The organism is Marinomonas sp. TI.3.20 (assembly GCF_038155025.1).
In the GTDB taxonomy this organism is placed as follows: Bacteria; Pseudomonadota; Gammaproteobacteria; order Pseudomonadales; family Marinomonadaceae; genus Marinomonas; species Marinomonas flavescens.
Genome location: NZ_JBAKAS010000013.1, coordinates 15,339 through 33,010 on the forward strand (window position 1 = coordinate 15,339; position 17,672 = coordinate 33,010).

The 17,672-nt window shown below is 41.6% G+C and carries 15 protein-coding genes; 7 read left to right on the forward strand and 8 right to left on the reverse strand.

What is annotated here, in order from left to right:
• The first annotated feature begins 122 nt into the window (after window positions 1–122).
• The 3 genes from V6259_RS13220 to V6259_RS13230 all read left to right on the forward strand — a co-directional run bounded on the left by V6259_RS13220 (window position 123) and on the right by V6259_RS13230 (window position 2,699).
• On the forward strand, window positions 123–1,022 hold the full coding sequence (locus tag V6259_RS13220; protein WP_341584919.1) for a LysR family transcriptional regulator: 900 nt from the start codon (window positions 123–125) through the stop codon (window positions 1,020–1,022).
• Between the two features lie 190 nt (window positions 1,023–1,212).
• The gene (locus V6259_RS13225) at window positions 1,213–1,521 is read left to right on the forward strand and encodes a DUF6172 family protein (RefSeq protein WP_133013376.1); all 309 of its coding nucleotides are present in this window, start codon (window positions 1,213–1,215) and stop codon (window positions 1,519–1,521) included.
• 308 nt (window positions 1,522–1,829) lie between these two features.
• On the forward strand, window positions 1,830–2,699 hold the full coding sequence (locus V6259_RS13230) for a DUF2076 domain-containing protein (RefSeq protein WP_341584920.1): 870 nt from the start codon (window positions 1,830–1,832) through the stop codon (window positions 2,697–2,699).
• A gap of 108 nt (window positions 2,700–2,807) precedes the next feature.
• On the opposite strand, the gene V6259_RS13235 is transcribed toward V6259_RS13230, so the two are convergent.
• The 5 genes from V6259_RS13235 to V6259_RS13255 form a co-directional block, all read right to left on the reverse strand.
• Window positions 2,808–4,706 (reverse strand): aspartate:alanine exchanger family transporter, encoded by a 1,899-nt coding sequence (locus tag V6259_RS13235; RefSeq protein WP_341584921.1) that lies wholly within the window; start codon window positions 4,704–4,706, stop codon window positions 2,808–2,810.
• A complete protein-coding gene (locus V6259_RS13240; protein ID WP_341584922.1) occupies window positions 4,699–6,081 on the reverse strand; it encodes a glutamate decarboxylase in 1,383 nt (460 codons plus the stop codon). The genes V6259_RS13235 and V6259_RS13240 overlap by 8 nt, the downstream gene beginning before the upstream one ends.
• A gap of 496 nt (window positions 6,082–6,577) precedes the next feature.
• Window positions 6,578–7,555 (reverse strand): NAD(P)-dependent oxidoreductase, encoded by a 978-nt coding sequence (locus tag V6259_RS13245; protein ID WP_341584923.1) that lies wholly within the window; start codon window positions 7,553–7,555, stop codon window positions 6,578–6,580.
• 4 nt (window positions 7,556–7,559) lie between these two features.
• Complete coding sequence (locus V6259_RS13250) at window positions 7,560–8,516, reverse strand: sugar kinase (protein ID WP_341584924.1); 957 nt, start codon at window positions 8,514–8,516, stop codon at window positions 7,560–7,562.
• A 247-nt stretch (window positions 8,517–8,763) separates the two neighbouring features.
• Window positions 8,764–9,780, reverse strand: a complete 1,017-nt coding sequence (locus V6259_RS13255; protein WP_341584925.1) for a LacI family DNA-binding transcriptional regulator — start codon at window positions 9,778–9,780, stop codon at window positions 8,764–8,766.
• Window positions 9,781–9,893: 113 nt separating this feature from the next.
• Between V6259_RS13255 and V6259_RS13260 the strand changes: the two genes are divergently transcribed.
• Window positions 9,894–11,177 (forward strand): amino acid permease, encoded by a 1,284-nt coding sequence (locus V6259_RS13260; RefSeq protein WP_341584926.1) that lies wholly within the window; start codon window positions 9,894–9,896, stop codon window positions 11,175–11,177.
• Between the two features lie 79 nt (window positions 11,178–11,256).
• On the opposite strand, the gene cpxA is transcribed toward V6259_RS13260, so the two are convergent.
• Window positions 11,257–12,687 carry an envelope stress sensor histidine kinase CpxA gene (gene cpxA, locus V6259_RS13265; protein ID WP_341584927.1) on the reverse strand — a complete coding sequence of 477 codons (1,431 nt, stop codon included), beginning with the start codon at window positions 12,685–12,687 and terminating at the stop codon, window positions 11,257–11,259.
• Complete coding sequence (locus tag V6259_RS13270) at window positions 12,684–13,388, reverse strand: response regulator (protein ID WP_341584928.1); 705 nt, start codon at window positions 13,386–13,388, stop codon at window positions 12,684–12,686. The genes cpxA and V6259_RS13270 overlap by 4 nt, the downstream gene beginning before the upstream one ends.
• A 217-nt stretch (window positions 13,389–13,605) precedes the next feature.
• Here V6259_RS13270 and V6259_RS13275 point away from each other — a divergent pair, with 217 nt between their 5' ends.
• Window positions 13,606–14,124, forward strand: a complete 519-nt coding sequence (locus tag V6259_RS13275) for a Spy/CpxP family protein refolding chaperone (RefSeq protein ID WP_341584929.1) — start codon at window positions 13,606–13,608, stop codon at window positions 14,122–14,124.
• A gap of 76 nt (window positions 14,125–14,200) precedes the next feature.
• Here the strand turns inward: V6259_RS13275 and V6259_RS13280 are convergent, their stop codons facing one another.
• On the reverse strand, window positions 14,201–15,385 hold the full coding sequence (locus V6259_RS13280; protein WP_341584930.1) for a winged helix-turn-helix domain-containing protein: 1,185 nt from the start codon (window positions 15,383–15,385) through the stop codon (window positions 14,201–14,203).
• A gap of 135 nt (window positions 15,386–15,520) precedes the next feature.
• On the opposite strand from V6259_RS13280, the gene V6259_RS13285 reads away from it, so the two are divergent.
• Entirely contained in the window at window positions 15,521–15,937 is a 417-nt protein-coding gene (locus V6259_RS13285; protein ID WP_133010220.1) for an acyl-CoA thioesterase, read from the forward strand.
• A gap of 377 nt (window positions 15,938–16,314) precedes the next feature.
• On the forward strand, window positions 16,315–17,634 hold the full coding sequence (locus V6259_RS13290) for a methyl-accepting chemotaxis protein (protein ID WP_341584931.1): 1,320 nt from the start codon (window positions 16,315–16,317) through the stop codon (window positions 17,632–17,634).
• Window positions 17,635–17,672 lie beyond the last annotated feature (38 nt).

The window sequence follows — 17,672 nt, forward strand, 5'->3', positions numbered from 1 at the left end:
CGTTACTCCTAGAAATCAGCTAATGAGGGATAAATTCTTTAAAAACAAAGTATAGACTGAGTTCTATTTGCGATAAATACGACATAAACTAATAAACTATTTCTTAAAACGGTGTAATTAAAGTGAATGCTGCAGATTTGACGCTTTTTGTAAGTGTGGCTGATCATGGTTCTTTTAATAAAGCGGCAGAGCAAGTGGGTTTATCCACGCCTGCGTTGAGTAAAAAAATCAGTAAATTGGAAGCGTCCCTTGGCGTTCAATTAATTCGCCGTACCACACGACGACTAAGCCTGACGGAAGCAGGGGAGAGTTTGTACGTCCATGCTAAAAACATTGAAGGCCAAGTGAGTGACGCGATCGCCTCGGTGTCGACCTATAGCCAAGGCTTAACGGGGACGATAAAGGTGTCAGTGCCGACGATTTCAGGTGAATTATTACTCGCTGAGGCGGTGGCGGATTTTTGTCAGCAATACCCTAATATCAGCGTGGACATTCGCCTAGAAAATGATTTTGTTGACCTAGTCGCAGAAGGGCTTGATCTGGCGATCCGCACCGGAAAATTAGAAGATTCTAGTTTGATTGCTAAACCGCTAATTCAGTCAAATTGGGTGGTTTGTTGTTCGCCAAGTTATCTGAAAAAGCATGGTGAAGCCAAGACATTAGAGGCGCTGAAAAATCATAACTGCCTTGCTTATACTTACCAAGCTCACGGTTCATTTGATTGGCGTTTTACTCAAGCGGGAGAGGAAAAAAGTGTTCGAATCAATGGCAGTTTTGCAACCAATAATGCTCAAGCATTACGCAAGGCTGCCTTGGCCGGTTTTGGAATAGTGTATGTGCCTCGCTGTAGCGTCTATGAAGATTTACAACAAGGAAGCCTCGTGGCTATTTTGACTGAGTTTCAACCTAGACGGTTAGGTGTCTACGCGATTTATCCTTTTACTAAATATTTGCCAGAAAAACTCAGATTACTTATTGCGCATCTTAAGCAGGCTTATCAGGATAAAAAAGAGTACTTTTGAGATATTCACTGGGTGTACATGCGTCTTTTTGCGTAAGGCGAATCGCATGCTTAATTCTCTACGGTTTTCTGTGATGATTTCGAGTACAAGATTTGCATATTCATGGCTAGCGCTTTGATATTCCGTTATCATGCGCATCATTAGAAGGCGGCATTTAATAGCAGCCTCATTCTTAACCTGTAGGATTCCAATGAAAAAGACATTTCAGCTATCTCACCCAAAAATTGCTTACCCTCGTTTAATTGAAGCTGCCAAAGCAGACGTTAAAAAATACCTAAAACGCGAGCGTAATAAGACATTACCTGATTACGCTGATTTTTGGGGTTTTGACTGTAAGTTTGGCAAAACTGCTGAAACCGCAGATGTGATTCATGTTGCTGAAATTAATGACAAAATCAGTTTTGCAGAAAGCCAAGCTTGGGAAACATTTTATCTAGAAATCTTGGCGACACCTACTAATCGTATGAAACGCCCAGAAGGTGAAGCAGACGACGAATAAGTCGCTGTCTTTATTTTAAAGAGCCAGACTCATGCTAGTGAGTCTGGCGCTTGTGTTTCTAGCCGCTCCTTCCCCTAGCAGCTCTTGGATTCACTCTACTTACTAAGTACGTCTTTTTATTAAGTAAGCTCCCTTATTAAGCAAGTCCCGCCAGTTTATTAGACAATCCCTCGATTGCTGATTATTTTTCCTTTTTCCTGACTCTCTACTCGCTTGTTCGTATCTCGACCGCCCTTATTCTAATAAGGAGTGAGGATTAGATGACCTCTTATAAATATATGATGATTTATTGTTTTGGGAGTATGGCTATGAGTGATGATGCAGGACGACTAATTGACCAATTATTTGAGCGTGTAAAAGAGGCTGAAAAGCAAACGGGGGAGCGAGATCCGCAGGCAGAGTCTCAAATTAATAAACACCTGGTTCAGCAGCCATCAGCCCCTTATTACATGGCACAAACGATTATCATGCAGGAAGCCGCACTGAAACGATTAAATGCAAGAGTAGAGCATTTGGAGCGAGCTCAAGCAGAAAAGCCCAGTTCCGGAGGGTTTTTATCAGGCTTGTTTGGCGGCGGAGCTCATAATAATGGGCAATCCAATGGGCAATCCAATGGACAGTCTAATAGACAATCTGGTTGGGGCAGTCGTGGTACTCAACAAAATAGCCAAGGCTTCTCTCAAAATCAAAGTTATGCACAAGGGCAATCTACTCAAGGTCAATCTAGTCAAGGTCAACCAAACCAAGGCTATGCCGCGAATGGTGGTAATCGCAGCTTTTTAGGTGGAGCGCTTCAAACCGCCGCAGGTGTTGCTGGCGGTGTGGTAGTCGGTAGCATGTTGATGAATATGTTTGGGCATCATACACCGACTGAAATGGTAGATGTCATTCAAGAAGACCCCACAGGGCAAGCTGGAATGGGACAAGACTATAATTCAGATGGAATGGGACAAGGTGATGCTGGACAAGGTGATTTTGCTAATAATGACTTTGATAGCGGCAGTGCGGATCAAGGCGGCTTCGGACAAGCAGGTTTCGATCAAAATAATGGCTTTGGTCAATCAGGCTTCGATCAAGGTGGTTTCGCAGATAACAGCATGGATCAAGGCGGTTTTGACAATATGGGAGGCGGTTTTGATGACTTCGGTGGTGGGTTCGACGACGATTTTAATGTTTAAGAATATATTCTAATAGACTTCACTTCATTTTTTGTCTTAATTACTAAAAAACCTCGTAAGCATATGCTTACGAGGTTTTATATGAATATGTTAATAACGTCTACTTAATTATGATAGGATCATCGATAAATAGCCGCCAATTAACGCAAGAACTGTCGTTAATGCATAACTAACAGGATAGGGAACGGCAGCAACTGAACTCTGCGATTCTTCAATAATGGCATTCAGACCAGGAGTACTATTTCGTCCACCAGTAGTGGCGCCATCAGCAATAACTGAGTTTACACCGAAGAACTTGATACCGACCCAGAAGGCAATAAATGGTGGAAGAAGTGCTCCAATAGTCCCAATTAGTGCCAGCCACCAAATAGTATCGCCACCTAGAGCTGTTACAACCTTAGGCCCTACATTTGCGGATAATACTGCAACAAAGGCATTAAGGCCGAAATCTTGAAGAAAGCTACGGGCACCTTCATGTACGGGTCCACCAAAGTCTGGATTACGACTTCGGAAATAACTAACGCCAACTCCAGCAAGGATACACCCAGCCGAGGTTCCTAGCGCAAACGGGATACCTGAGACAGTAAAATTAATAATACCAACTAAATAGCCCACCAGCATAGCCAGTGCTAAGTATAGAACTTCTGATTTCATTGTCGGTAAAATTGCTCGTGCACCCAAAAACTTTGCAGCCGCTTTGAGCGCAGTATCAGGACCAGTCAGACGTAGTACGTCTCCAAAGCGGATGTCGCTTTTAGGACCGAAAGGTAGCTCATTACCTGCACGAAATAAGGCTTGTATTTCAACACCGCCAGTACCATGACTAGCTAGGTCTTCAAGTGTTTTTCCGGAAACCTCGTGTGAATTAATATGAATGTCCGCTACTTCCATTGGGACGTTACGGGCGAGAGGATCGTCTGATTCCGCTCCAATCAATTCACCCTCCTTGAGAATTAGATCATGGACATTGGCACGTACGGTTACGATATCGCCCATATTAAGAGTGGGATTTTCATCTGGGTTAAGAACCACACCATCACGAATTACTCGAAGGATAGGTACTTGCGGAAAATCGGTATTCAGTTGTTTTATGTTGCGGCCGACAAAAAGCTTGTGGGTAACGCTAAAAGCGCGTAAGTCATAGGGTGAAAAACCTATTGTTAGCGCTCCAGGTGCACCGGGAACAGGGTGTGTAGCGCCACCACTATACTCAGCCTCAGCCAGTTTAGCGTCGGCTACGGCATCATGACCGAAAATACGTGGTAGGTAGCGAATTAACATGATAATGCCTACGCTCGATAGTACATAACTAATGGCATAGGCCGCTGCCATATTCGCTCCAACCTGTTCGATAGACATACCTGCAGGCGGCACGTAGGCCCCGCTTGCTAGAGCTCCTTGGCCAACACCTAAAATCGCTGTGATGGTGTAACTGCCTGAGATCAAGCCAGTAGCATAGCCTGGGGCTAGTCCAACTAGTTTAGCTCCGAAATAGCAGATGACCCAGTTTAAAACCCACACGATCAAACCTATCCCTACAAAGGCTAAGCCACCTTTTCGAAGACCAGAAAAGAACTGAGGACCTACTTTCAGACCTAGAGCATACATAAATAGTAATAACATGAATGAAGACAGGATTCCGGGAATGGAATATGTTATTCCATAATTGGCTTCTGCCGCCATCGACAGTATCACTCCGACTAGTAGTGTGCCTGCTGTTGAGCCGAGCGAAATACTTTTGAAGCTGATCTTTCCGATTAGAGTGCCAAGAGCAAGTGCTAGCAAGATGAAGGCAATTGGTTGGTTTCCTAATAGCTGGAAAAAACCATGAAAGCCTGCATTGGTAACTGGCTCTATTTTATCAAATATCTGTCCAACAGTAGTTTTATTTACAGAAGAAGAGCTCTCATTGGCTAATACTGGTCCAGCGACGAAAAGCAGAGGCAAGTCTGCGAATCGTACAACGAATTTCATAATAGCCTTACAAGGGTTTATCGTATTATCCATGATGAAATCCCGGTTTTGCAGTTGAATTTGGGACAGGGTTTTTGGTTAGATGGTCAATGGCACGTTTGATTTCATCAAGAAGAAGCCGCGCAAGATCACGGCTTACGCCATGACGGATCAAAATACGTTGAACTACAGTATTCTGACGTTTTAGTGGTAGGGGATAAGACGCTATTTGCCATCCACGCATACGTACTCGTTCAGAAAGATCGTAAAGCGTAAATCCATGATCCTTATCGGTAAGTTTATAAGCTACAGCAGGTAAGCCACCATGACCGTTATAGACCATATCAAACTGTTCTATTTTAGCTAATTCAGCGCCTAGCCATTGTGCAGTATCTGAGCAAGCTTGTTGAATTTCAGTATATCCTTCTCGACCTAGACGTAGAAAATTGTAGTATTGTGCGATAATTTCGCCGCCAGGACGAGAGAAGTTGAGAGCAAAAGTTGGCATATTTCCACCCAGATAGTCGACGTAGAAAATCAGATCTTCAGGTAGATCTTTTTTTGATGCCCAGATAACCCAGCCTACACCAAGTGGTGCAAGACCGTATTTATGACCAGATGCATTGATCGAGCGCACTCTCTCAATTTGAAAATCCCATACTAAATCACGCTGGATAAAGGGAGCAACGAATCCGCCTGATGCTGCATCGACGTGGATCGGAATATCAAGCCCTAAATCACGTTCTATAGAGTCTAATTCACGTGCCAAAGCCTTGACTGGTTCATAAATTCCAGTGAAGGTCACACCTAAAGTAGCAATTACACCAATTGTGTTTTCATCACAGTATTTTCGAAGATCTTCTGGCTGTATCCCTAATGCATCACCTTCAAGAGGCACTTCACGAATCTCAACATCAAAATAACGAGCAAATTTTTTCCAACATATTTGCACTGGCCCCGTGACAATGTTTGGTTTACTGGTATCTTTCCCTTCTGCTTCTCGGCGGTTGCGCCATTTCCACTTGAAAGCAAGTCCGCCTAGCATTGCGGCTTCGCTTGATCCAGTAGTGGAGCATCCTACTGTGTCCCATGATTTCTGTGCATGCCAAAGATCTGCAAGAATATGTACGCAACGGTTCTCTATCTCTGCCGTTTGTGGATACTCATCCTTATCGATCATATTCTTATCAACTGCATCAGTCATTAGCTGCTTAACTTCATCTTCGACCCAAGTTGTACAAAACGTAGCTAGGTTTTGTCGTGCGTTGCCATCTAATAATAGCTCATCTCGCACTAGTGAATAGGCTGCGTGAGGCTCGGTACCATCGTCGGGGATTCGATATTTAGGAAGAATATGTTCTGAGGCTGAGGTTGCGTAGATATCTCTTAATGTTGATTCATCGTTTAGTTTAACTTTATGAATAGGCATGGATTTGATCCTTTTTATAAATTTCGGAGTCCGGTCAACGAGAGGTTGACAAAATCACAATATTTATCGGAATCCTCTACGTGGAAATGTAGAATGCTCCACTAAAAGTCTCAGGGCTATGATCTGGATCAAGTTCAAGGTAATGGCATTGATGTTTGTCTGTGGATTAAGTTTTCATATGTACTAAATAGCAATTTCTACTCTATTTCCCATCAATGAGAATAGTGCTATTAAGTTTGAAAGTTAATAAAAATCCTTATAAAACAATTATTTAATTTTAAAGTGAGGAGTGGAATATCTTTAAAAACTCTAACCTAGAAAAGACTGTAAGATATGTGTAATTTTCTATATATATTTTTATTAAGGCGGCTTTGATGACTTCGGTGGTGGGTTCGACGACGATTTTAATGTTTAATCGAATGCCATTTACGTCTTTTAATTCATATCAGAGGTCCTCTAAATGAGGGTGACTTAATAACTCGTATGTATAGAAGGATTAGCGGTTGAATAAGTGTTTGTTAGCGCAATTTTTGGATAGGTCTCCGTTTAACGCACGAATAAGGTTATCAACCGCGCAAGTAACCATATTTAGGCGGGTTTCTGCGGTTGCAGAGCCGATGTGTGGAAATAATACTGCGTTGTCGAGCTTGCACAGAGGTGAATTGGCTGGTAATGGTTCAATGTCAAAAACGTCTAACCCTGCTGCGCGTATTGAGCCTCTAGTTAACGCGTCAATAAGCGCTGATTCGTCGATAACTTTGCCTCGTGAGCCATTAATAAAAATGGCACTTTCTTTCATGAGAGCAAATTCTTTTTCACCGATCAGGTGCTTAGTCTGGGCCGTTAATGGTGCCATTACACAGATAAAATCAGACGTTTTCAGTAAGGTTTCCATGTTCATGTAAGTCGCATTTAGGTCGTTTTCAGCGACCTCATTTTGACTGCGATTACTATATTGTATGGGCATGTCAAAACCAAAATGGGCGCGTTTTGCAATGGCGTAACCAATGCGCCCCATGCCTATGATACCTAAGGTTTTTCCATGCACATCTGTGCCATATTGCTCTTCGCCAATGCTCTTTTTCCAACGCCCTTCTCGAACCATATTTGACAGTTCAATGGCGCGTCTAGCGGTGCACATGATAAGAGTAAAAATCGTATCTGCAGTGGTTTCATTAAGAATATCAGGAGTATGCATTAATGGAATATTGCGCTTAGCAAGATAGTCTAAATCGTATTGGTCTGTACCAACAGAAATTGTGGAAGCCGCTTTGAGCCTTGGTGCTTTGTTTAATACATTAGAGCTCATCTCGACACTGCTACCAATAATGCCCTCGGTTTCCGCTAGTGCAGTAAAAAAAGCGTCTCTATTTGAGTCATCTATCGAGTCAAAGTAAGTGACATCAAATATTTCATCAAGTCGTTTACGTTCCTGCAATGGAATGGCTTTGTATAAGATGACTTTTTGGCGCATTGGATTATACCTGTACTAATTCATTGAGTTGAGCGCGAGTTGGTAAGCCTTCACTATCACCGCGAACTTGCACGGTTAGAGAGCCAAATAGGTTGCCTCGGCGAGTGGCGTGTTCAGTTGATTCTCCATCTAGTAATGCAGATATCACTCCCACTGCAAAACTGTCTCCCGCGCCGACCGTATCTACAACCTGCGCGACAGGGAAACCTGCAATGGTGGCGGATTCGCCGGTTGAGGTTTTGTAATAAGCACCTTGGCCACCTAGTTTTACAATCACGGTTTTTACTCCGTGGTTGAGATAAAAATCTGCGATGGTTTCAGGATCTTCACTGCCAACGAGAATTTTACCTTCTTCTACGCCCGGTAGAACAATGTCGCTAGCAAAGGCGAGCTGATTAATCGTGCGGACCATGGTGGCGGTATCCGGCCAAAGGGAAGGGCGTAAATTGGTATCAAAGCTGATGCTGCAACCTTGTTCTTTTGCGAACGTCAGTGCTTGTTGTACGGCTTCCCTCATGGAGCTTGAAACTGCCGCGGCAACGCCAGTTAAGTGTAGATGGCTGCCTGCAGTGAAAAGCTCACGATCAATGTCCGAGGCATTTAATGTTGAGGCGGCAGAGTTACGACGAAAATACTCAACACTAGGATCGCTACCATCAGTTTGCTTTGATTTCATCATGAAGCCGGTGGCATGCTCAGTACTTTCTGTGATGCCCTCGGTTCCAATCTGTTCTTTTGCAATAGCCTGTCGGATAAATTTACCAAGACAATCTTGGCCCACTTTACTTATGTAGGAAGAAGGGAATCCTAAACGTGCCATTCCTATTGCAACATTTACTTCTGCCCCAGCGAGCGCGCGGCTAAACTCTTCTACCTCAGAAAGAGCACCAGAATTTTTCGCAATAAATAGTGCCATGGCTTCACCCAGTGTGACAAATGATGGCGTAGGGTTGTTTTGCATTATTGTCTCTCTTCTTAGATTTATAGTGACTGTATAGAGCGATTTTAGCTGTGTTTTTATATTGAGAAGGTTATCCACTAAAAGATAGTGCCTCACAGTAACAAGAATCAGTGCGAGAATAATGATCTAAAAACAGACTCTGTGAGTACTCTTTTTGTATTTATATTGATCACATCAAGCATAATAACAATATCATGGGATCGGTTCCATGAATAGAGTCTATTGCTTCTGAAGTGCGCTTTGGGATCTAGGTTGATTGGCGAATGATAAGCTTTGCTGCCAACTGGATGTGTTGTGCAGGCTCCATATTTCCTTGGATGCGAGACAGCAGTCTATTGCAAGCTCGCTCTCCGATTTCACGGTTAGGTTGTCGCATAACGGTAATACCACCCTCGAAAAGTTGAGCCCATTCTGGATCATCAATGCTGATTAGACCGAGTTGTGGACCAATACTCAGCCCCATTTTTTGTAGCGCTTTAGCTACGCACAGGGTCGTGACTCCATTGATCGAAAAAATGGTTTTTTTGAGCTCCTTGTTAGCACCCATAAAATCGCTAATAGTTTTGATAAGGTGAGGTTCGTTGCTTTTATTTATTTCCACAGACTTGCATGAGAGTGTCGAACTTTGTTGGCAAAAGGCTTCTATAGCGTCTACCCGCGCTTTACGAGGAGCCACTTCCATTGATTCTGTAATGGTAAGAATGGCTTCATACGATCTATCTTGTAAATGCTCGCAAGCGACGATCGCAGCCGCTTCATTATCGAGACTAACTGAATCAACTCCTAAGGAAGTGTCAATTCTATCGACAAGAACCAGAGGACAAGAGACTTGTTTAAGGTGATTGAGTTGCTGAGAGGCCATATCTGTAGTGTTAACAATGAGTCCATCTACTCGATGAGCTTCAAGTAGCTCTAAGTAGCTTTTCTGTAACTCTTTTTCGTTATCAGTATTGCATACCATCAACATGTAGCCTTCACGTCGACAAACTTGCTCTATGCCTTGAAGAATATCAATGGAATAAGGGTTTGTGACATCCGCAAGTAATAATCCAATCAGTTTTGAGTGGCCTGCTTTTAGCATACGAGCTGAATGATTTGGGCGAAAATCCAGATGTTCTATCGCGCTGGAAATTCTCTCTCTTAATAGCTCAGATAGTTTATCTTGTTCACCGTTTAGATAGCGGGACACGCTGGTTTTTCCGACTTTAGCGTATTTAGCAACATCCGAAATAGTAGCGAAGTTTTTACTGTTTTTTTTCTGCAATGTGTATCTCGCTATGTTTTAGAATGAAGGTTTTGAATTAAATCATATCTTATTTGAACGTCACAAACAGGCAAATTATCAGACCACTGCAAATTATTATCTTGGTGTAGCGTGTGCAGGCAAATGCGATCTCTACAACAAGGCCAGCGATTCTAATTTCTTATGCATTAACAGGTTTACTGGTTTTATTGGTAATGCGAATGTTGGGTGAAATGGCCGTGTCTAATCCTGACTCAGGCTCTTTTTCAACCTACGCAGCGCGGGCAATTGGGCCGTGGGCAGGTTTTACCATTGGTTGGCTATATTGGTGGTTTTGGGTGTTAGTTATCCCTGTTGAAGCGATTGCCGGGGCTAATATACTTCATGCTTGGTTTCAAAATATTGCCTCTTGGGAATTTGCTGTTGCGATCATGATTGTTTTGACAATTTCCAATTTATGGCATGTAAAGAGCTTTGGTGAGTTTGAATTCTGGTTTGCTCTGATTAAAGTTATTGGCATTATTGCTTTTATAATTGTGGGAGGTTTAGCTGTTTTTGGTTTTTGGCCGCTTGCTCATGTGAGTGGTATCGCTAGTTTATATTCTCATGGTGGCTTTATGCCGAAAGGCTTTGGGGCTGTATTGGCAGGTGTGTTAGTCACTATTTTCTCTTTCTTTGGGGCTGAAATTGTAACAATTGCCGCTGCTGAATCAGAAAATCCAAAAGCAAAAATTCGTCTAGCAACGAAGCTTGTTCTCTATCGTATTGCTTTGTTTTACCTGCTTTCTATCTTTATTGTCGTGTCCTTAGTGGCTTGGAACGATCCTGCGCTTAAACAAGGTTCTTTTCAATATGTGTTGATGTCACTAAATGTACCCCATGCAAAATTATTGGTGGACATTGTTGTGCTAACTGCCGTGTGTAGCTGTATGAACTCTGGCTTGTATACTGCTTCTCGTATGTTCTATTCGCTTGCTCGTCGAGGCGATGCTCCTGCGGTTGCAAAAAAACTATCCTCAAATGGTGTTCCTCATTTAGCGGTTCTAGCGTCAACCATTGCAGGTTTTATTGGTTGTTTTGCCAGCTACGTATTTCCAGGAGAGGTATTTAGCTTCCTACTTTCTACAACAGGGGCAATCGCTCTTGTTGTTTACCTTGTGATTGCGGTTTCACAATTAAGAATGCGCACAGCAATGGAAAAAGAAGGTAATTCGCCTGACTTTAAAATGTGGTTTTTCCCTGGCTTAACTTGGGCAGCAATAGCCGTGATTTTGATGGTGCTGGGTTATATGTGTATTTCCCCAGACTATCGCCCTGAAACCTTTGCCACCATCGGTGTGACAGGCGTAATGTTGATCTGTAGCTTTTTTGTGATTAAAAAACGCTCAGGAAATATAGGTGATCTAGTAACGGAATAGTTATTAAACTTCTAAAAGTAGATTAGAGGCGTTCAATGAGATAATTGATGGCCTCTAGTCTACTGTCATTTGATGGTCATCAGTTTAATGGCAGATGAATTTCTATTAGCAGTCCTCCAAGAGAGCTTCGAGCGGCTTTAATACTTCCGTTATGTTGGCGTACTGCACTTTCAGTGATGGATAGCCCTAGCCCTGTTCCACCACTATGGCGATCTCTGGCTGTCGAGACTCGATAAAATGGTCTGAAAATAGCATTTAGTTCTTCTTCTGGAACCCCATCACCGTCGTCCTCTACTCGAATCACTAATTGCTCAGCAATGACTCTCATAGACACCTGTATTTTGTCTTTTCCATAGTAGATCGCATTACGAACAATATTTTCTAAGGCGCTTACCAGAAGTTGAGGGTGGCCGTTAATATTACGCTCAGGGATTGCCGTGAAGGTTAAGTGTTTGCCCATTTGTTCTGCTTCAAATTGAGTGTCTTCTAATAGCGCTTCCCAAATGCTTTGTAGCGGCTGATTTTGCCGATTTAAATGACTATCTACTTGCATATGAGAAAGCTCAAGTAGTTTGCTAATCATTTGTTCAAGGCGTTGGGCTTCCGTATCAATCCGTGTTAATTCTTGGCTTTCTCCTTGTTTTCTTATTGCTAGCGCTTGCGCCATTCTAAGGCGAGTGAGTGGGGATCTAAGCTCATGAGAAATATCTGACAGTAGGCGTTGTTGGCGGGATATCATCTGATTAATTGCTTCCACCATTTGGTTAAAGCTAGCACCGGCCTGACGAAACTCAGAAGAGCCCTTCTCCAACTTAGGGTCTATTTTAAACTCGCCCCTTGCTACGCTTTGAGCGGCTCTTTCTAATAGACGGGCGGGTTGGCTTAGTGCCCAAGAAAGCCAGAGTAAAAATGGTGTACTGACTAACATTACGACTAATAAAAGTTGGAATGGATGATCAAATAAATTGATTAAAAAACTGGGTGGACGGTTCCATTTTTCACCAATATAAAATTGATAATTAGAACCTGCTAAGACGATTGGTATTGGTCCTGAAACCATAAAACGTCCGTAAAGTCTTTGCCTTGGAATAGTTGGATCTTCAAGCGAGGTAATGAAGTTTCGCAAGGTTCGATAAATGAAATTTGGGGCTTTATATTGAGTGAGAACATTCCCTTCATTATTAACGATAAAAAACATTGGTTGACCATTGATTTTGAAATTTTTCTCATCATTTTTTATTTGTTTTTGTGCTTCTTTAGACTCGTTCTGATTGTATTTGGATACCATGGTTTGAGTGATTTTCGAAATATTATGTTCGAGGGAAAAACGATTTTCGATATGATTCCTAATGTTTAAAAATTCTTTGTATTTATTGTTAGGAATATCTTTCACTTTACGTGGATCAAGGTGTGGTAAAGCCAGAACCGCAAGTAACACTAGAAACATAGTGAACCAAAAAATAGCAAAAATACGACCGTATAAGCTGGTAATTTTAGGCAAACGTATCATTCTTCCTCCACTAATAGGTAGCCACGACCACGAAGGGTTTTAATCCGAGGCTTGTTGTTGACCCTCTCTGGTAGTTTTTTTCGAAGATTAGACACGTGCATATCAATGGCTCGATCAAAAGCCGCAAGACGCTTGCCAAGGACATCCAAACTCAAGGTGTCTTTGGTAATCACTTGCCCTGGGTGAAGTAAAAAATGATGTAAAAGAGCGAACTCTGTACTGGTCAGATCCAATAGTTGATCATTGCAATAGGCTTCAATTTTACCAGGGTAAAGTTTAATATTTTGGTAGGTAATATAGTCGTTGCGTTTATTGTTGTTACTTTCTTTGTTGTCTTTTGTGTTTTGAGCACGGCGTAAGATGGCTCGAATCCTAGCGAGCAGTTCGCGTTCACTAAATGGCTTAGGTAAGTAATCATCAGCACCTAATTCAAGGCCGATAACGCGATCTATTTCTTCTCCTTTTGCTGTAAGCATAAGCACTGGCACTTCCCACGTTTCACGAAGTCGTTTTAGTGTTTCAATGCCATTTAATTTTGGCATCATCACATCTAATAAGATTAAGTCGATACTGCTGTCCATTGCATTTAGCCCTGCTTCGCCATCTTGAGCGGTTGAAACAGTAAAGTTTTCCAGTGTTAAGACTTCTTTGAGTAGGTCTGTGAGCTCAGTATCGTCATCGATTAAGAGAATGTGTGCCATGGAATATTCCTAACAAAAGAGTTCTAAAAAAATACATGCCTAAAGATAAGCAAGAACAGGCTTCATTTTACTGAGAAATGTCAGTAGTCGTCCTGACTTTACGATAATTTACCTTCGATATACGTCAGTTTACTTTCTACGTTCTATTCTAGTCTCACTCGCTATTTAGGAAGCACCCGATGTAGCGAACATCTAAATTATTAATAAGGAATATACTATGAAAATGGCAAAAAAAATTATCTTAGCTACGATTATGTTTCCAATTGCTTTAGGTACTGCGAGTGCATTTGCAGCGAGTAATGGAGATAAGAACAATCAAAAAGGTGATCATAAAAATCCTCGTATGGAGCAATGCGCTCCAGGACTAAATTTGACGCCTCGCATTATTAAGCGCCTAGACTTAACCGATGCACAGAAACAGAAAATTAAAGCGCTTCGTCAAGCTAATGGCGCAGAGATGAAAGCCAAAATGGCGGAACATGATAAGCAAATGAATGAATTATTACTTGCCGACAAATTCGATAAATCCAAAGCGACAGCAATGGTGAAAGAAGAACAAAATAATCGAGTCGAACGCCAAGTAAACAGATTAGAAAAGCAATTCCAAACGCTGAATATTTTAACGCCAGAGCAAAAAGCGAAATTTGCTGACATTGAGAAAAAACAACACCAAAAGTGTGGCGATAAAATGAATCACGGTAAAGGCAAAAAACCTATGGAAAAAGGTGATAAATAAGTAATTTTTTTACTCATTTTTACTTATAAATAATGATTGAAAAGGCGACCATTGGGTCGCTTTTTTGCTTTCAGCTTTACTCTTTTAACATAAAAGCCAGCTTAACTTTTAGTGATGTCGGTAGCGTTTCAAGTATCTGAATTGATTGACAGTGATTGAAAGCTGCATAGGCTTTCAATTCCGGCAGTAAGGCATGAAGAAAAACCTCAAAATTATGATAATAACCTGTTTCTAATACGAGTTTATTAATAATGAACACACCTAGTTTTCTATCCGCTTTAGCGTCCATTCGTGCAACAAGCTGACCTTGCCAAATGATAGGAAGAGCATAGTAACCATATTGCCTTTTGATAGCGGGAAGGTAGCATTCAATACGATAGTCAAAGTCGAATAATTGTTTGATACGTTTGCGTTGAATGACTAAATTGTCGAAGGGAGAAAGTAATTTAACTTGCTGCCTAGAAAGCGGTTGATTGAGCTGTGCTAATAATTCATTTTTAGTGAAGTATAATTGCTTGTTAACTGAGATGGTTTGAAGCGTATTTTCATCCTGCATGGCTTGTATTTGTTCTTTAATATGATCCTTAAGTTCGCTACGAAGATAGGTTAATTCCTGAAGCTGAACGAGGCCATGACTGCGCAGACCTTGGAGTATGAGATGACGGGCCACTTCTGCATCACTAGGCATTGTATGATCTATACTCGAAGGAAGTACGCGCTCTGTTAGGTCATAGACTTTTTGAAAACCAACACGATAAGGGCACATTAATTCCCCTGCCATAAATAATTGCTCTAAGGCTTTTTTTGCTGGTTTCCATTGCCACCATCCTCCCACATGCTCTTTAGGTCTTTGAAAGTCTTTCGCTTGTAATGGGCCTTCTATACGAATTCTAGATAAGACTTCTTTTTCTACCTTTAGGTCGCGTTCGAACCAATGTTGTTGTTCGGCTACTTTCGCTTTTTTAGGTAACGAATAACGAAAATCTTCTAAAGGTAAATACGCTGCTGCATGGGACCAATATTCAAATATTTTCTTCTCTTTTAATAACGTATCAATGAACTCTGGCTGATAATTTTTCACTCGACTCCAAAGCGTATGATGATGTGCTCTAGTGACGACAGAGATACTGTCTATTTGAATGTAACCGAGCTGTTGAATCGCGGACTGGGTGCCGGATATCCCTGAATAATCAGACCTCGGTAATCTCTGTGAAAGTAAGGCGAGTTTACGAGCTTGTTGTATTGAAAGGGTGTTTGCCATAGTTCCACTACCGTTGAGGAAGTAAGCGAGTGTGCCTTAGAAGGCAATGCTAGTAAAGTCGAGCGATTTTGTTATTTTTTTCTACTCATTGTCTAAGTAGGATTTTCTAATTGATTGTTTAACTGGGAGAAAATAATGATAAATAAGGTCCAAATAAAAGTTCGAGGATACCATCTAGATATTTTTCAGCATGTGAATAACGCACGCTATCTTGAGTTTCTTGAAGAAGGACGTTGGGCGTTCTTTGACGATTTTGGTGTTGGCTCCGACATGATGGAGCAAGGTATTGCTTGGGTTGTGGTAAATATCAATATTAATTTTAAGAAAGAAGCGAGTTTTGGGGATGTGCTAGAAGTGCAGACAGCCTTCTCGGCGCTAGGTAATCGTAGTATTAGCATGCAACAAAATATTATTAATGATAAAACGCAGGAGCTTGTCGCAGAGGCTCAGGTCACCTACGTATGTTTTTCTCAAAAGCTGAAAGCCGCAATACCCTTGCCAGAGGAATATCGTATTAAGGTAGAGCAAGCAATAGCGTTATCAAGTCAATAAGTACGCATTCAAAAACGCCTTTTTTCATAAAAAGGCGAACTTCTTAAGTTTTTTGCCTTCCCATAAGTACCAGTTCCATAAGTTAATTGATAACTATGGCCATAAATTACCAAAATATCGCGACATAGGGTTTTATGTAGATCATGGAATCCGTTTTTTGCTATGAATGAACGCGAGTATCAACGTTGACAGTATTCACATCTTGTAACATATTTATAACAGCAGTGGCTTCTACTAGAGAGTGTTTAAAAGATTATTAATACTAGAGAGTGATACAGTGTTATCGTTTACACAGAGAATAGAGCAACTGTGAAATTTTCGAATGATCAATTTACATTAACCGTTTTGGTGCATAGAAGGTAAAAGGACAAGGGAATATGTTTGGATGGAAGAAAAACAAACAGGATTATGATCTCTTAAAGCAAGAGATCTCATCTATGCGTCAGGTTCGAGATAGCTTAGACCGAGAAATGTTAAGTCTGACGCTGTCCTCTACGGGTGAAATCGTCAAGGTTAATGCTTTATTTCTGGAAGAGTTGGCACTTGATAAAGGCGATGTCTTAGGCAAAAGAATGATCGACCTTGTTCCTAACGAGTTAAGGGATACCGTTCATTTTAAGCTATTGAAAGACGCTATCGCATCAGGGAAACACTGGTCAGGTGCCTATCAAGTAGCAATGAACAGCCATAGTAATGCTTGGCTTAGAGTGATCTTACAGCCGGTAAAAACGGTTGATGGTGCTATTGAGTATATTTCCGTTCACGCCAACAATCTTACTCGTACCATTGAATCATCGATCCAGCATGAAAATTTAGTTAAGGCCCTCCAGCGTTCAGCTGCTGTGATTGAGTTTGATTTAGATGGCCTTTTTCTTACTGCAAATGATCGCTTTCTTAAGTCAATGGGTTATACCAAAGAGCAGCTGAAAGGGAAGCATCATCGTGTTTTTTGCACACAAGAAGAGGTAGAGTCTAAAGAATATACTGCTTTTTGGGAAAGGCTGAAGCGTGGAGAGTTTGTTGTTGGTCGTTTTAAACGTCTTGATAGTCGTGGAGACACCGTCTGGTTAGAGGCGTCCTATAATCCAATATCCGATGCCCATGGTCATTTCTACAAAGTAGTGAAATTCGCTACGGTAATCACAGATCAAGTTAATCAAGAGTTAGCCATTAGCCGTACCGCAGGGATTGCTTATGAAACATCAAGAGTCACAGATGAAACGGCTATTAAAGGGCGTCGTATTATAAAAGATACCGTTTCTGCCATGCATGAACTCGCGGAGCAGATGACGTTAGTGTCACAAGGTATTTCTGATTTAGATGAGCAATCTGAAAAAGTAGGTAGCATCATAAAAAGTATCGGAGATATCGCAGATCAAACGAATTTATTGGCCTTAAATGCCGCCATTGAAGCAGCCAGAGCCGGTGAACAAGGCCGAGGATTTGCAGTAGTTGCTGATGAAGTAAGGCTCCTGGCCTCTAGAACGACTAAAGCCACAGAAGAGATTGTGGGTGTTGTTCTGCGAAATCAAGAATTAGCAAAAAATGCAGTAAACATGGTGGAGGATAGCCGGAAAAAAGCAGAGCAAGGGTTAGAGCTTACTGGTGAAGTTGGTGATGTAATTATTGAAATTCAAAATGGTGTTAAGGACGTCGTAGATGCCGTTGGCGAATTTGCTAGCCAGTTGAAACCATAGTGTGAAAATATTCCGAGTTAATTGAAAATGCCTCTCGC

Excerpts from the sequence above, each read along its gene's own strand:
- V6259_RS13245 (WP_341584923.1), bottom strand. The coding sequence starts at position 7,555 with ATGCGCCAAAAAGTCATCTTATACAAAGCCATTCCATTGCAGGAACGT.
- V6259_RS13230 (WP_341584920.1), top strand. The coding sequence starts at position 1,830 with ATGAGTGATGATGCAGGACGACTAATTGACCAATTATTTGAGCGTGTA.
- V6259_RS13270 (WP_341584928.1), bottom strand. The coding sequence starts at position 13,388 with ATGGCACACATTCTCTTAATCGATGACGATACTGAGCTCACAGACCTA.
- V6259_RS13225 (WP_133013376.1), top strand. The coding sequence starts at position 1,213 with ATGAAAAAGACATTTCAGCTATCTCACCCAAAAATTGCTTACCCTCGT.
- V6259_RS13290 (WP_341584931.1), top strand. The coding sequence starts at position 16,315 with ATGTTTGGATGGAAGAAAAACAAACAGGATTATGATCTCTTAAAGCAA.
- V6259_RS13240 (WP_341584922.1), bottom strand. The coding sequence starts at position 6,081 with ATGCCTATTCATAAAGTTAAACTAAACGATGAATCAACATTAAGAGAT.
- V6259_RS13285 (WP_133010220.1), top strand. The coding sequence starts at position 15,521 with ATGATAAATAAGGTCCAAATAAAAGTTCGAGGATACCATCTAGATATT.
- V6259_RS13250 (WP_341584924.1), bottom strand. The coding sequence starts at position 8,516 with ATGCAAAACAACCCTACGCCATCATTTGTCACACTGGGTGAAGCCATG.
- V6259_RS13275 (WP_341584929.1), top strand. The coding sequence starts at position 13,606 with ATGAAAATGGCAAAAAAAATTATCTTAGCTACGATTATGTTTCCAATT.
- V6259_RS13280 (WP_341584930.1), bottom strand. The coding sequence starts at position 15,385 with ATGGCAAACACCCTTTCAATACAACAAGCTCGTAAACTCGCCTTACTT.
- V6259_RS13235 (WP_341584921.1), bottom strand. The coding sequence starts at position 4,706 with ATGGATAATACGATAAACCCTTGTAAGGCTATTATGAAATTCGTTGTA.
- cpxA (WP_341584927.1), bottom strand. The coding sequence starts at position 12,687 with ATGATACGTTTGCCTAAAATTACCAGCTTATACGGTCGTATTTTTGCT.